Genomic DNA, 12,020 nt, shown 5'->3' with positions numbered 1-12,020 from the left:
TTCTCAGTAATCGGCCAGCGCGCGGCGCACGGCCTGCGCGACCTGGCGGCTCGATCGCTGCAGGCTTTCGGGCGCGCCCGATCCAGCCGGCGCGACCACGCGGATCGAGACGTTGACGTCGCGCGACCCGCCGGCGCCGGCGCCATTGGCGGCGATGCTGCCCGACGATGTCGGCACGAACAGTTCGGGCCCGCGTTCACCCACCAGATAACCGCGCCCCGGGGCGACCGGACCGCCGGTGGCGCGCCCGGGCAGGCCGAAGATCGAACCGATCAGGCTGCCCAGGCCTTGCACCGCACCGCCCGCCAGGCCGCCGCCACCGCCGCCGAGCCCGAGCGAGCCGATACCGGCGCGCACCGCCTGCGAGGCGATGTCGCCCACCACGCCCAGCGCGACCTTGCGCAAGTCCTCGAAGCCCAGGCTGCCCCGGCGGATCGCGCCGAGCAGCCCTTTTTCGAGCACGTCGCCGCTGCGCACGAACCCGTCGACCAGAATCGAATCGAAACTGCCGCGCATCTGCGCCACGTCTGCGGCAAAGCCCGACGTGCTGGCGCGCACGTCGATCACCAGTGCATTAAGGTCTTGCATCGCGTTCGCGCTCCATCAGGGCGTTGAGGGTGGTGCGGTCCATGCCCGCGCCGCCGGTGGGCGCGGCGGCGGACAGGATCGCGGCGAATTCCTCGGGCGTCGCGGCCCAGAACTGGCCGGGCAGCCAGCCCAGCAGCAGCGCGGCCTGTCCCGCCAGCCGCGCCGCCGCCGCGCCGAAGCGCTCGCTCACGCGCTGCCTTTGAGCACTTGCACGAGCAGCGCGCGCAGCGGCGCGGTGCAGGCGGCCAGCCCGGCCTGCGCGACCGCCTCGGCAAATGCGTCGCGGGTCTGCCCTTCGCGGGACGCCAGGCAGTGCCAGAACAGGCCGACCATCTCGCCCAGCCGCAACTCGCCCGCACTCGCACGTTCGACCAGCGCGAACAGCGGACCCAGCTCGTCCTCGGCGGCCACCAGCGCTGCGAAGCTGGGGCGCAGCACATGCGCCGTTTCGCCCAGCCGCAGCGTGGTTTCGCCGCGCCAGGAATTGGCCGGGGCGTCGGTCGGTGTGGTCATGCTCACGCCGGTGCCACCGCGCCCGAGCTTTCCAGCGTCAGCGTGTAGTTGCGCTCGCCGTTGAAATCGCCCGAGTAGTCCAGCCGCTGGATCAAGAACTGGCCCTGCAGCTTTTCCCCGCCGTCGAACGACAGCTGGTAATCGGTGATCGTCCCGTCGAGCGCGCGCGAGCGCACTTGCGCTTCGGCCGCACTGCCCAGGAAGATTCCGGCGGCACTGACCGAGACCGATCGCGTGCCCGCGCCCGACAGCAGCTCGCGCCAGCCGCCCGAATCCTTGCTGGTGACCACCACCGTCTCGCCGTTGATCGACATCTGCGTGGTGCGCAGGCCCGCCACGGTGGCGTAAGTGGGCGTCGCCGCGCCATCGCTGATCTTCAGCAGGAAGGCGCTTCCCTTCTGGGCTGCCATGGTCGGTTCTCCTTGTGATTGTGAGGGAAAGTCTGCGGGAGCGGGCCGGTGCCGCTTCCACGCCAGAGGAACAAATTCTATCCGGCCAGCACCCGCGCGCGGTATTCCAGCACCAGCGCGCGCCGGGCTTCGCCGCGCCGCTCCGCCCGCGCGCGCAGGAACGTCAGCGTCACCAGGCGGAACCCCGGCTGGGTGGCGGGCAGGCTCTCGATCCGCCGTTCGACCGCCGCGACCAGCGCGCTTTCGGACAGCGGATCGTCGCCGCGATAGTTGAGCTCCAGCGCGACGCGGATTTCGCGGCCCGCGCCGTCCTTGGTGCCCCAGTCGATGCTGGCGCTCGCGGTCAGCGCCAGCCACGGCAGGGCGGTGCGCAGCGGCGCTTCCTCGACTATGGCGTTGAGGCCCGACGCCAGCGCGGGATCGGCGGCCAGCCAGGCCAGCAGGGCGGCGCGAAAGGCGATTTCCATGGTCATGCTCCCTCCTGTCCGAACAGTGGCCACAGCAGGCTCGCGCTGCGCCAGCGCGCAGCGTTGCGGCCTTGCGCGGCCATCGCCGCGCGGGCCTGCGCCAGCGCCTGCGCCTGGCGGACAAGCTGCGCGAACAGCGCGGCGGTGTTGGCGCTGGCGCTGATCACAGGACGCGCACCCGCCGCCAGGGCCGCCACAACGCCGCGACCGTGGCAGGCGGTTCCGCCGCCCCCGCGCCAGCGTCGCGGTTGGTGTGGTGGTGCGCCGCCAGCCGGATCACGCCATGGCGGATCGCATCGGGCAGGCTGTCCCACGTCGGGGCCAGCCCGGCGGTGAACGTCACCACGATCCGGCTCGACAGCGTGGCGACGGAGATCGGCACCAGCAACCGGACCCGCCCGCCGCCCTCGGCATCGAGGTCCAGCTCGTAACCCGCAGCGGACACGGCACTGCGCGTGCCGTCGGGCGCCAGCGCGGCCACCCCGGCGATCGTCTGGACCGGCCGCACCGACAGCGCCTGCCACCCCGCACAGCCGGGCAGCACATCCTCGCAGGTCGAAAGCAGCGGCATCCGGCCGGTAAAGCCTTCGCACAGCTCCAGCGCGGTGCGCAGCAGCGCGATCAGTTCGGCATCGTCGCCCGTGGTGGTGACGCCGAGCCACGCCTTGAGCTCGTCCAGCGCCGCCGGGGACAGCGCAGGCGGCGCGATTATTGCCCGCTTCATGGCAATCTCCGGAAAAATGGGGAGGAAAAAGGCGCCCGTGGCGGGCAAGGGGATACCCGCCACGGGCGCAGGTCCGGCCGCAAGGAGAGGGATTGCGCGCCGGTCCGTTCAGTGCGTCGGGCCCGTTCGGGCCAGCCGGCTCAGGTCGAGATCTTGAGCAGCTTGATCGCGTCACTGTCGACCAGCTGTCCGCCCACGCGCTTGGTGGCGTAGAACTGGACGTAGGGCTTGTTGGTGAATGGATCGCGCAGGATCGTGGTCGTGTTGCGCTCCGCGATCAGGTAGCCGGCGCGGAAGTTGCCGAATGCCATCGGGAAGTTGCCCGCCGCGATATCGGGCATGTCTTCCGCCTCGATCACCGGATAGCCCAGCAGGCGGTCGGGCTGGCCGCCGACCAGGCCCGGCTGCCACAGGAAGTTGCCGTCGGCCGCCTTGAACTTGCGCACCGCCGCCAGCGTCGCCGAATTCATAACCCAGCACGCGCCCTGGCGCAGCGGCGCCTTGGTCTGGAACACCATGTCGATCATCTTGCTGTCGGGCGAAGTGTCGAACCCGGTGGCGTTGCCCGAAACGACGTACTGCAGCGTGCCGAACGGGCGGGCGGTATCGCCGGCATTGCTGGTCGGCCCGGTCAGGAAGCCCTTGGGTTGGTTGATGCCGGTGCCGTTGACGAACGCGGCCCCTTCCGCACGGGCGAATTCGGTCGCGATCTCGCCGGCAAGCCAGCCTTCCAGATCGAACACCGAATCGTCGAGCATCTGCTGGCTGGCCGAGGGGTTGGCGTACAGTTCGCCCGACGGCGGCACGATTTCGGCCAGCTTGGGGTTGGCGGTTTCGGGACGGGCGGCGGTTTCGCTGACCCAGCCCGATGCCGCGCCGCCGATCGAGATCAGCCGGCGGTAGCCGCTGGTCCCGGTCTGCACGACCGAGGCAATCGCGCGGATCGGGCTGATCTCGACCACCCGCAGCGCGATCATTTCATCGATCTGGCGCGGCACGGCAAAACCGCCGTCGGGCAGGCTGCCCTGGGTGAGCGATTTGAGCTCGGTCTCGCGGCCGTGGCGCAAGTAGCCGTCGACGAAGCCCTTGACCTGCGGTGACACGATGTCGCCGCCGGCCAGCGGCGGACGCGAGGCGGCGATGCTGACTTTGTCGAGCCGGCCTTTCACTTCCTCGACATCGCCCTGCAGCGAATTGATCTGCACGTCCTGCGCATCCTGGCGGGCGACGATGTCGAACGATGCGGCCAGCGGGTCGGCCTTGGTTTCGGTTGCGATGTCCATGGAACTCAACGTCCTTTCTGCATGAAAAAAGCCGCCCATGGATGGGGCGGCCGGTCGGAATCGTGGGGTGTGCCGGGATGTGCCCGGAGGATTGACGTGAAGCGTTACCCGGCGACGAAATGCACCCGTGCCATCGGCTGCATCGGGCGGGTGACGAGGCTGACCTCGACCAGGTCGACCGCCTGCAGCGTGCGCCCCTCGGGCGTGCCGTGCGCCGCCGTGGCGCGGTAGCCGAAGCTCAGCCCGTTGACGCTGCCGGCGCGCAGCAGCGTGGTGCCGGTCGCGGCGGGATCGCTCAGCGTGCCGGTCACGCGCAGGCCGCGCGCATCTTCCGCCACGGTATCGATCCAGCCGATCGGACGGTCGGGCCGGTGCTGCCAGAACAGCGGCAGCGGCTGGCCCGATGCGGCGCGCGCCGACAGCGTCGCGGCAAACGCGCCGGGCAGGATCACGTCGCCGCCGCTGTCGCGCTTGCCGAAGATCGCGGCATAGCCAGCGAACCGGACCGGGGCGGAGCCAGCGGCGGGGGTGGCGGGATGGGTCGGATCGGTCATGGCATCACGTTCCCCAGATTGAGGCGCACCGCGATGCCCAGCAGCAGCAGCGCCAGCACCCCGCGCACGATCCAGCCGACGGCGGCCTTCCACGCGCTCGATTTCACGTCGCGCCAGGCGCGCAGCAGTTCGCGCAGCTGAACCAGATCCTCGTGCGCGCCCTGATCGGCGAGGCCCATCCGGGTGAGCACCCGCGCCGCACCCAGATCGCAGGCTTCCTCCACGATCGCGCGCAGCGTGACCAGTTCGCAGCCTTCGGTCTCGGCCTGCGCGATCAGGCGGGCGAGCATGTCTTCGCGGTTCATCGCCGGAGCGAGCGAGGGGCTCATGCCGCCACCGCCGGGGCAATGCCCAGCATCGCGCGCTTTTCCTCGTCGCTGAGGAAGCCAGCGGCGCTGACCTGGCTCCACAGCTGCTGGCGGTCCTCGGCCAGCGCGGGCACCCGGTCGAGATCGATCGACAGGCCGGCGCCGTCGAACCATGGCGTCAGGCCCTCGAGCAGCCCGGCGAGGATCTTGCCCGCCAGCGGCAGCAGCGTCAGCCGCCACAGCGCGCGGTTGGCCTCGCGGTAATTGGAATAGGTGTTGTCGCCGGGCAGCCCCATCAACATCGGCGGCACCCCGAAGCCCAGCGCGATGTCGCGCGCCGCCGCGGCCTTCAGTGTGGCGAAATCCATGTCGGCGGGCGACAGCGCCAGGCTCTGCCATTTCAGCCCGCCTTCCAGCAGCATCGGCCGCCCGGCATTGGCCTGGCCCGAATAGGCGGCGGTCAGCTCGGCCTTCAGCCGGTCGAACTGGTCGGACGACAGCGCCGCGCCCGGTTCGCCGGTATCATAAACCAGCGCGCCCGATGGCCGTGCCGCATTTTCCAGCAGTGCGCGGTTCCACACGCTCGCCGCGTTGTGGATCGCCACCGCCTCGACCGCCGCCTCGAGGCAGCCCGCGCCGTAATGGTCGTCGGCGGGGTGGAAGGTCTTGAGGTGGATGACATTGGCGTGGCCCAGATCATCGACCGCGTCGATCAGCACCGCCTTTTCGCCGACCTGATAGTTGTAGGCCGCCGGCCAGCCGCTGGCGTCGGGCACGATCGTCACGCGTTCGGGGCGCAGCGCGAACAGTTCGGCGGGGTGCCCGCCGCTGTCGCGCAGCACCTGGACAAAGGCGTTGCCGTGCAGCAGCAGCTGCGCCGCCACCGTTTCCAGCAGCGACTGGCCCGCGCTGGTGGCGCAGACCAGCGCCTTGAGATCGGGATCGGAGGCGACCAGCGGGGCGCCGCCCACGCCTTCGGCAATCAGCCGCACCGCGCGCTGCGCCACCGGGTTCTGCAGGTAGCCCGCGCGGATCGCGGCGGTGTAGTGGAACGGCCCGCGCGCCTCGCCGCCCGATCCGCCACCGGCGCGCCAGTCGGCGCTCAGCCAGGGCGAGACGAAACTGCGCCCCAACGGTGGACGCGCGGTCACCGGCGCGCCCTTGAAGGCGTCGGCGATCGATTGGAAAAACGACATGAAACGCCTTTCGGTTAAGTTGTTTGAGCATTGTGCGTCACGGCTGCCGCAGTGTGCGTGCTCACCTTTCAATCCCACCACACGCGCGGTTCACCGGCGCGGCCGAGCATCAGCTCGGTCAGCGCCCACACCGCCGCGTCGGCGCGGTCGGGCGAGCGGCCCGGGCCGTGGTAGCCGCCGCCCGGCACCAGCCCGCACAGCTCGTCCTCCAGCCGCGCGAACAGCCCGGCGTGGCGCACGCGGCCCGCTTCATAGAGCGCGGCGACCGGCTCCGCCCGCGCCGACTTGCCCCGGCTGGCATGGACCAGCCGCAGCGGCAGCGAGGCGTTCGCCGCGCGCAGCACGCTTTCGACCATGGCACCGCCCTGGTTGGCTTCGGCCACCACGCGGTCGGCGCCCCAGGCGCGCGCCGCCTCGGCCACGGCGCGCGCCCATCGCTCGGGGCTGGCCTGTTCGACCGAGGCGTCCGCCAGCACCCGCGCGATCCGATCGTCTCCCATGCCCGCAACCACGATCCCGCAGGCGTCGCCGGTGGCGCTCGCCGGGGGATCGACCCCCACCACGATGCGCGTGCACGGCGGCGCCTTGGCTTCGCGGCACCGTTCCAGCAGCGCCCGCGTCCACAGTGCGCCAGGCAAGTCCTCGATCATCTCGCCGTCCAGCTCCTGCCGGCCCAGCGTGGTGCCGGCGAACTCGCGCTCGACATCCGCGATGAACCGGCCCGGCAGGTTGCGGATGTTGTCGCGGGTCGATCCACGGGTCAGGATGACGTCGTCCTCTTCGCCCGCCTGTTTCACCAGCCGCCGGATCAGCGGGACGGTGCGCGGGGTGGTCGTGGCCACGATGCGCGGCGTTTCGCCCAGGCGCATGCCCAGCAGCAGGTTGTCCCAGCTGCGGCGCGCCTGCCCGGTGCCATCGTCCCACTTGCCGATCTCGTCGCACCAGGCGTGGCTGTGCTGCGGGCCGCGCAGCGATTCCGCCTCGCCCGCCGAATACAGCGTCGCCTGCGCGCCGTTGTCCCAGGTCACCCGCCGCAGCGAGGGTTCGAACCGGGGGCGGCGGGCGGGCGGGCTGACCGACAGCAAGCCGCTGTCGCCTTCAACCATCACGCTGCGCGCTTCGCCCAGCGAGGCGGCGACCAGCGCGATGCGCGCCTCGGGAATGCCCTCGGCAATGGTGCGGACCCATTCGGCCCCGGCGCGGGTCTTGCCGAAGCCGCGTCCGGCCATCACCAGCCACAGCCGCCATTCGCCTTGCGGTGCCAGCTGTTCGTTGCGCGCCCACAGGCGCCAGTTGTACGGCCATTCGTGGCGTTCGTTATCGGACAAGCCTTCTCCCAGTTCGTCGATGTCGTCGGGTGCGGCTTCCTCCAGCCAGTCGAATGCGTCAGGCGGGTTCATCCGCATCCTTTCGGCTGTGTTCGATGCAAAGCTGTCCGGGTACGACAACGCCGGCGTCGGCTTGCGCCGCTGCCTCGCGCGCGGCCTTGGCGGCCAGCACCCGGTCGCGCATTTCGGCAACCTTGCGGTCGATCGAGGCGCGGATGGTGGCGGCATCGACGTTGTCGCGCAGCGCGCGGGACCGCGTCGTGCTGTCGCGGTGGGCGGCCAGCAGGCGGAGCGCGGTGGCATTGTCGAAACTGCGCGATCCCTTGCGCGCGCCCAGTGCCACCTTGACCTCGCCGGTGCGCAGGCGGTGGAGCAGTTCCATCTCGAGGTTGTCGTAGCCTTCGCACAACGCCACCTGCCAGCGGCGGTTGAAATCGCTGTCGGCGCGGCGGCGTTCGTACACCGCCGACGTGGCGATGCCGGCCTTGCGCGCGGCGGCGCTGACGTTGGATGTGTCGGCCAGCGCGGCGAGGAACGGTCGCACCCACTTGGGCGTCGGCTTGGGGCGGCGCGCAGGCTTGCGGGGGGCACGCGCGGTGAGCGCGACCCGGAATGAAGGAGCCATCGTGTGTCCGTTGCTGGTGGGGAGCAGGAGGCGGAGGTGGCCGCCGGAGCGACTCGGTCTTTCGCGATGTTCCGTTTATGTACCCAAACAGCGTGACGATGTCAATGGCAAAGTGCCAAATAGGTTAATTGATCGGGGCTGGCCCTTTTCGATCCGCTCGCCTAACACGCGGCCCACTGCACCCGCCGGAGTTCCCGCCATGCTGCGCCGCCTTTACGACTGGACCATGGCCAAGGCCGCGCACCCACGCGCCGAGTTGTGGCTGGCGCTGTTCGCGTTCGTCGAAGCCAGCTTCTTCCCCATACCGCCGCATCCGCTGCTCGGGCTGATGTGCCTGGCCCAGCCCAAGCGCGCGATCCGCTATGCGGTGATCGCCACCGTCGCCTCGGTCATGGGCGGGATGCTGGGCTACGCGATCGGGCATTTCCTGTACGATTCGGTGGGGACGCAGTTGATCCACCTGCTCGGCCTGACGCAAAGCTTTCCCAAGGCGGCGTGCTATTTGCGCGAATACGGGCCCGAGATCATCATGATCAAGGGCGCCACGCCGATCCCGTTCAAGCTGCTGACGATCACCGCCGGGTTCATTGCGATGCCGATCGGCCCGTTCCTGCTCGCAAGCGTGATCAGCCGCTCGATCAGCTTCCTGATCGTGGGCGTGCTGTTCCGCCTGTTCGGCGCACCGATCAAGGCGTTCATCGACAAGTATCTGGCGCTGGTGACGGTGGGCTTCGTGGTGCTGGTGGTCGGCGGGTTTCTGGCGATCACGCTGCTCGGCGGGGGCAACCACAAAGTCGATGCCAAGTGCGATACGGCGGCAAGCGCTGCGGCCTGATCCGGTGACATGCTGCTGCGTGTCACCGTCCATCCGGCTGTGACGACGGGGACACCGAATACCGTGTCCCCGCGGAATCGCTGCAGCTAACCGCCGGGACATGCTGTTGCGTATCCCGGCCTAATCGACCGCTCAGATAATCCCCACCGCCTTGCCGGCGCGTTCGAACATGCCGAGCACGGTCTGCACTTGCGCGGGCGAATGTTCGGCGCACAGCGAGCAGCGCAGCAGAGTCATGCCCGCAGGGGTGGCCGGCGGGCGGGCGAGGTTCACGTACAGCCCTTCGTGCAGCAGCGCTTCCCACATCGCCGCGCCGCGTTCCAGATCGGGCATGATCACCGCGATGATCGCGCTTTGCGGGGTGTCGGTGCCCAGGGTGAAGCCCTGATCGCGCAGGCCTTGGTGCAGCGTGCGGCTGTTTTCCCACAGATGCGCGCGCTTGGCCGCGCCGTGCATCAGCTTGCGGATGGAGACGGCGGCGGTCGCCACCACGCTTGGCGGCAGGCTGGCGGTGAACACGTACGGGCGACACACCAGCCGCATGATCTCGAACTTGGGGTGGTTGGAAACGCAGAAGCCGCCCACCGTGCCGACCGACTTGGAGAACGTGCCGATCACGAAATCGACATCGTCGAGGCAGCCCTGATCTTCGGCCACGCCGCGCCCGTTGGGGCCGATGAAGCCCATCGAGTGCGCTTCATCGACCAGCACCATCGCGCCGTTTTCCTTGGCGACGCGGACCATCTCCTTGAGCGGCGCAATGTCGCCCAGCATCGAGTAGACGCCTTCGAGCACGACCAGCTTGCCTGCGCCCGCCGGAATGCGCTTCAGGCGCTTTTCCATGGCTTCGATGTCGTTGTGCTTGAACGGCACCACTTCGGCGTCGCCCATCTTGCAGCCGTCCCAGATGGAAGCGTGGCTGTCGATGTCGAGCACAATGTAATCGCCCTTGCCGGCGATGGTGCAGATGATGCCCAGGTTGGCCTGGTATCCGGTGGAGAAGACCATGGCGTGGTCCATGGCGTAGAAATCCTTCAACGCCTCCTCGACCGCGCGGTGTCCGGCGTATGTGCCATTGAGCACGCGGCTGCCGGTGGTGCCCGCGCCGTAATCGTCGAGCGCCTGCTTGCCCGCCGCGATCACGTCGGGGTCGAAGGTCATGCCCATGTAGTTGTACGTGCCCAGCAGGATCGTCTCGCGGCCGTTGCAGATCGCCACGGTGGGCGACAGCACGCGCTCCATCACCAGGCTGAACGGATCCTCGACCCCGCCGGCGAGCAGCGCGCGGCGCTGTTCGATCAGCGGATCGAATTTGGAGAACAGGTCGGTGGCCGCAGGGGCCGGGCCGGGTTTGGTGCTTTCGGCCACGTCGGGGCGGTCGGCCTGGCTGATACCTTCGCTCATCGTCTCGCTCCCTCAGGCACCCTGCAGCTTGACCACCGCGTCGATCAACTGGCCGTAAGTCTCGATCTCGGCCTGCTGGTTCATGGTGATGATGATGTCGAATTCGTCCTCGATCGCGGCGACGAAGTCCATCACCGTCAGGCTGTCCCATTCCAGATCGCCGGCAAAGCTGGTGTAGTCGGCGATCGCGACGCCCTTCTTGTTGAAAGGCTCGATCAGCCCGGCGATGCGGGCGGCGGTTTCTGCGCGATCCATCATATTCTCCAAAGCGGTCCCGTCAGCGGGAAGGCCCGATCAGCGGTTTTACCATGACACCGGCGCGCCGTGGCAGACGATTGCGGCTGAAAAGCGGCCAGCGGCGCCGCTTGTCAAGCATGACAGTTTTGTGTCATGCCATGCCCTGCTGAAACTGCGTGCAACTATAAGCAATTGGGGGAAATGATGGCCGATATGCCCGACGCCGCCGGCGAACGGCCCAAGGCGTCACCGTCGATGCCTTCGCCCACCGGCTTTTCCAATCACGCGATCCACCTGGTCCGCACATCGCAGCAGATCAACCTCACGTTGAGCCAGATGGCCGATGCCAAGGCCTCGATCCTGATGGGCGCGACGTTCCTGGTGTTCACGATCTCGGTCGGGCAGGCCAAGAACGGATCGATGCCGTGGTCGCTGATGGTGCTGGCGATGTTCGCCTTCGCCTCGGCGCTGTCGGCGGTGTTCGCGGTGCTGCCGTCGATTTCGACCCCCGGCAAGCACAACCCGGGCGGCGACAACCCGAACAAGCTGTTCTTCGGCTATTTCACCCACATGGACGAAAGGGAATGGATCGATGACGTGATCGGCGAACTGCGCGCCGATGAAACCGTGTTCCGGACCATGCTGCACGATATCTACCAGAACGGGCAGGTGCTGCAGCGCAAGAAGTACAAGTTTCTCGCCATCGCCTACAAGATATTCATGGTGGGCCTGTGCCTGACGGTGACGACCTTCATCATCGAGCATGCGGTGCATTACCTGCACGGCTAGCAAGCGGCGCGGCGCTCACACCAGCTTGCGCACCGCTTCCATGAACGGGCCGATCGACACCGGCTTGGCCAGGTAACCCTCGGCGCCGGCGTCGCGGATGCGTTCCTCGTCGCCCTTGCCGGCATAGGCGGTTACCGCCAGCACCGGGATCGCGCGCAAGTCCTTGTCGGCCTTCAGCGCCTCGATCAGTTCCAGCCCCGAGACATTGGGCAGCTGGATGTCCATGATCACCAGGTTGGGGACAAAGCTGCGCGCGCGGTCGATCGCCTCGCGCCCGTCGGCCACGGGCTCCACCGCAAAGCCGTTGGCCCTCAGCAGATCGCAGAACAATTTGCGATTGAGGTCGTTGTCCTCGACAACCAATATTCTTTTTGCCACCTACCGCCCCTACATGCCGATCGAAGCCCGCCGACCGACCCAATCCAATGGCAGGCGCTCTATTGACCCGGAAAGGTCCTGACAAATCATTCGCGAGAAATCATCCGGACATGCCGCCGATCCGCAGGCGCTGGCGCTGGGTGCGCTGGGCTGGGTACTGGCCGACCCGGCCCGCGCCGACCGCCTGCTGGCGCTGACCGGCCTGGCCCCCGACGACTTGCGCGCCGGGCTGAGCGATCCCGCCGTGCTGGGCGCGGTGCTCGATTTCCTGGCGGCGCACGAAACCGATCTGGTCGCCGCCGCCGATGCGCTGGCCGTCCGCCCGCAGGATCTGGTCGCCGCGCGCGAGGCGCTGTCGTGAGCGCCGCCCCGCCGGTCTCC

The 12,020-nt window shown here is 68.7% G+C and carries 19 protein-coding genes; 3 read left to right on the top strand and 16 right to left on the bottom strand.

Going from position 1 to position 12,020, the window contains the following annotated elements; genetic code table 11:
* Positions 1–3 precede the first annotated feature (3 nt).
* From NL2_RS13410 to NL2_RS13355, 13 genes are all read right to left on the bottom strand, one after another.
* Positions 4–588: a tail tape measure protein gene (locus tag NL2_RS13410; protein WP_068076102.1), complete on the bottom strand. Its 585-nt coding sequence runs from the start codon at positions 586–588 to the stop codon at positions 4–6.
* Positions 575–778 (bottom strand): phage tail assembly chaperone, encoded by a 204-nt coding sequence (locus tag NL2_RS13405; protein ID WP_068076100.1) that lies wholly within the window; start codon positions 776–778, stop codon positions 575–577. Before NL2_RS13405 ends, NL2_RS13410 begins: the two co-directional genes overlap by 14 nt.
* Positions 775–1,101 (bottom strand): gene transfer agent family protein, encoded by a 327-nt coding sequence (locus tag NL2_RS13400; RefSeq protein WP_068076098.1) that lies wholly within the window; start codon positions 1,099–1,101, stop codon positions 775–777. Before NL2_RS13400 ends, NL2_RS13405 begins: the two co-directional genes overlap by 4 nt.
* A 2-nt stretch (positions 1,102–1,103) precedes the next feature.
* Positions 1,104–1,511 carry a phage major tail protein, TP901-1 family gene (locus NL2_RS13395; protein ID WP_068076096.1) on the bottom strand — a complete coding sequence of 136 codons (408 nt, stop codon included), beginning with the start codon at positions 1,509–1,511 and terminating at the stop codon, positions 1,104–1,106.
* A gap of 77 nt (positions 1,512–1,588) precedes the next feature.
* Positions 1,589–1,984 carry a DUF3168 domain-containing protein gene (locus NL2_RS13390; RefSeq protein WP_369405457.1) on the bottom strand — a complete coding sequence of 132 codons (396 nt, stop codon included), beginning with the start codon at positions 1,982–1,984 and terminating at the stop codon, positions 1,589–1,591.
* Positions 1,981–2,145, bottom strand: coding sequence for a hypothetical protein (locus NL2_RS21220; RefSeq protein ID WP_157083168.1), 165 nt, complete (start codon positions 2,143–2,145; stop codon positions 1,981–1,983). The genes NL2_RS13390 and NL2_RS21220 overlap by 4 nt, the downstream gene beginning before the upstream one ends.
* On the bottom strand, positions 2,142–2,702 hold the full coding sequence (locus NL2_RS13385) for a head-tail connector protein (protein ID WP_068076090.1): 561 nt from the start codon (positions 2,700–2,702) through the stop codon (positions 2,142–2,144). Before NL2_RS13385 ends, NL2_RS21220 begins: the two co-directional genes overlap by 4 nt.
* A gap of 140 nt (positions 2,703–2,842) precedes the next feature.
* Complete coding sequence (locus NL2_RS13380; RefSeq protein WP_068076088.1) at positions 2,843–3,985, bottom strand: phage major capsid protein; 1,143 nt, start codon at positions 3,983–3,985, stop codon at positions 2,843–2,845.
* A 104-nt stretch (positions 3,986–4,089) separates the two neighbouring features.
* Positions 4,090–4,539, bottom strand: coding sequence for an HK97 family phage prohead protease (locus tag NL2_RS13375; RefSeq protein WP_068076086.1), 450 nt, complete (start codon positions 4,537–4,539; stop codon positions 4,090–4,092).
* Positions 4,536–4,844, bottom strand: coding sequence for a DUF6127 family protein (locus NL2_RS13370; protein ID WP_068076267.1), 309 nt, complete (start codon positions 4,842–4,844; stop codon positions 4,536–4,538). Before NL2_RS13370 ends, NL2_RS13375 begins: the two co-directional genes overlap by 4 nt.
* Positions 4,845–4,864: 20 nt before the next feature.
* Positions 4,865–6,043 carry a phage portal protein gene (locus tag NL2_RS13365; RefSeq protein WP_068076084.1) on the bottom strand — a complete coding sequence of 393 codons (1,179 nt, stop codon included), beginning with the start codon at positions 6,041–6,043 and terminating at the stop codon, positions 4,865–4,867.
* Positions 6,044–6,111: 68 nt separating this feature from the next.
* Positions 6,112–7,443, bottom strand: a complete 1,332-nt coding sequence (locus tag NL2_RS13360; RefSeq protein WP_157083167.1) for a DNA-packaging protein — start codon at positions 7,441–7,443, stop codon at positions 6,112–6,114.
* Positions 7,430–7,996: a hypothetical protein gene (locus tag NL2_RS13355; protein ID WP_174522615.1), complete on the bottom strand. Its 567-nt coding sequence runs from the start codon at positions 7,994–7,996 to the stop codon at positions 7,430–7,432. The genes NL2_RS13360 and NL2_RS13355 overlap by 14 nt, the downstream gene beginning before the upstream one ends.
* 199 nt (positions 7,997–8,195) lie before the next feature.
* Here NL2_RS13355 and NL2_RS13350 point away from each other — a divergent pair, with 199 nt between their 5' ends.
* Positions 8,196–8,831 carry a YqaA family protein gene (locus tag NL2_RS13350; RefSeq protein WP_068076080.1) on the top strand — a complete coding sequence of 212 codons (636 nt, stop codon included), beginning with the start codon at positions 8,196–8,198 and terminating at the stop codon, positions 8,829–8,831.
* A 132-nt stretch (positions 8,832–8,963) separates the two neighbouring features.
* On the opposite strand, the gene spt is transcribed toward NL2_RS13350, so the two are convergent.
* Both spt and NL2_RS13340 read right to left on the bottom strand, forming a co-directional pair.
* On the bottom strand, positions 8,964–10,235 hold the full coding sequence (gene spt / locus NL2_RS13345) for a serine palmitoyltransferase (RefSeq protein WP_245647686.1): 1,272 nt from the start codon (positions 10,233–10,235) through the stop codon (positions 8,964–8,966).
* Between the two features lie 12 nt (positions 10,236–10,247).
* Positions 10,248–10,490: an acyl carrier protein gene (locus NL2_RS13340; RefSeq protein ID WP_084356086.1), complete on the bottom strand. Its 243-nt coding sequence runs from the start codon at positions 10,488–10,490 to the stop codon at positions 10,248–10,250.
* A 186-nt stretch (positions 10,491–10,676) separates the two neighbouring features.
* Between NL2_RS13340 and NL2_RS13335 the strand changes: the two genes are divergently transcribed.
* Positions 10,677–11,261: a Pycsar system effector family protein gene (locus tag NL2_RS13335; RefSeq protein ID WP_084356085.1), complete on the top strand. Its 585-nt coding sequence runs from the start codon at positions 10,677–10,679 to the stop codon at positions 11,259–11,261.
* Positions 11,262–11,276: 15 nt separating this feature from the next.
* Here NL2_RS13335 and NL2_RS13330 read toward each other — a convergent pair whose 3' ends face one another.
* Complete coding sequence (locus NL2_RS13330; RefSeq protein ID WP_068076074.1) at positions 11,277–11,639, bottom strand: response regulator; 363 nt, start codon at positions 11,637–11,639, stop codon at positions 11,277–11,279.
* 85 nt (positions 11,640–11,724) lie between these two features.
* Between NL2_RS13330 and NL2_RS13325 the strand changes: the two genes are divergently transcribed.
* A complete protein-coding gene (locus NL2_RS13325; RefSeq protein ID WP_068076072.1) occupies positions 11,725–12,000 on the top strand; it encodes a DUF3572 family protein in 276 nt (91 codons plus the stop codon).
* Positions 12,001–12,020: the final 20 nt, after the last annotated feature.

Origin of the sequence: Novosphingobium lentum NBRC 107847, assembly GCF_001590965.1 — a bacterium.
Lineage (GTDB): Bacteria > Pseudomonadota > Alphaproteobacteria > Sphingomonadales > Sphingomonadaceae > Novosphingobium > Novosphingobium lentum.
The sequence above is the reverse complement of the archived record's forward strand: the minus strand, read 5'-3'. Positions and strand labels throughout refer to the sequence as shown.

Coding starts and splice junctions, on each gene's coding strand:
- spt (WP_245647686.1), bottom strand. CDS start 10,235: ATGAGCGAAGGTATCAGCCAGGCCGACCGCCCCGACGTGGCCGAAAGC.
- NL2_RS13360 (WP_157083167.1), bottom strand. CDS start 7,443: ATGAACCCGCCTGACGCATTCGACTGGCTGGAGGAAGCCGCACCCGAC.
- NL2_RS13385 (WP_068076090.1), bottom strand. CDS start 2,702: ATGAAGCGGGCAATAATCGCGCCGCCTGCGCTGTCCCCGGCGGCGCTG.
- NL2_RS13350 (WP_068076080.1), top strand. CDS start 8,196: ATGCTGCGCCGCCTTTACGACTGGACCATGGCCAAGGCCGCGCACCCA.
- NL2_RS13355 (WP_174522615.1), bottom strand. CDS start 7,996: ATGGCTCCTTCATTCCGGGTCGCGCTCACCGCGCGTGCCCCCCGCAAG.
- NL2_RS13410 (WP_068076102.1), bottom strand. CDS start 588: ATGCAAGACCTTAATGCACTGGTGATCGACGTGCGCGCCAGCACGTCG.
- NL2_RS13370 (WP_068076267.1), bottom strand. CDS start 4,844: ATGAACCGCGAAGACATGCTCGCCCGCCTGATCGCGCAGGCCGAGACC.
- NL2_RS13365 (WP_068076084.1), bottom strand. CDS start 6,043: ATGTCGTTTTTCCAATCGATCGCCGACGCCTTCAAGGGCGCGCCGGTG.
- NL2_RS13390 (WP_369405457.1), bottom strand. CDS start 1,984: ATGACCATGGAAATCGCCTTTCGCGCCGCCCTGCTGGCCTGGCTGGCC.
- NL2_RS13335 (WP_084356085.1), top strand. CDS start 10,677: ATGGCCGATATGCCCGACGCCGCCGGCGAACGGCCCAAGGCGTCACCG.
- NL2_RS13380 (WP_068076088.1), bottom strand. CDS start 3,985: ATGGACATCGCAACCGAAACCAAGGCCGACCCGCTGGCCGCATCGTTC.
- NL2_RS13375 (WP_068076086.1), bottom strand. CDS start 4,539: ATGACCGATCCGACCCATCCCGCCACCCCCGCCGCTGGCTCCGCCCCG.
- NL2_RS13395 (WP_068076096.1), bottom strand. CDS start 1,511: ATGGCAGCCCAGAAGGGAAGCGCCTTCCTGCTGAAGATCAGCGATGGC.
- NL2_RS13400 (WP_068076098.1), bottom strand. CDS start 1,101: ATGACCACACCGACCGACGCCCCGGCCAATTCCTGGCGCGGCGAAACC.
- NL2_RS13340 (WP_084356086.1), bottom strand. CDS start 10,490: ATGGATCGCGCAGAAACCGCCGCCCGCATCGCCGGGCTGATCGAGCCT.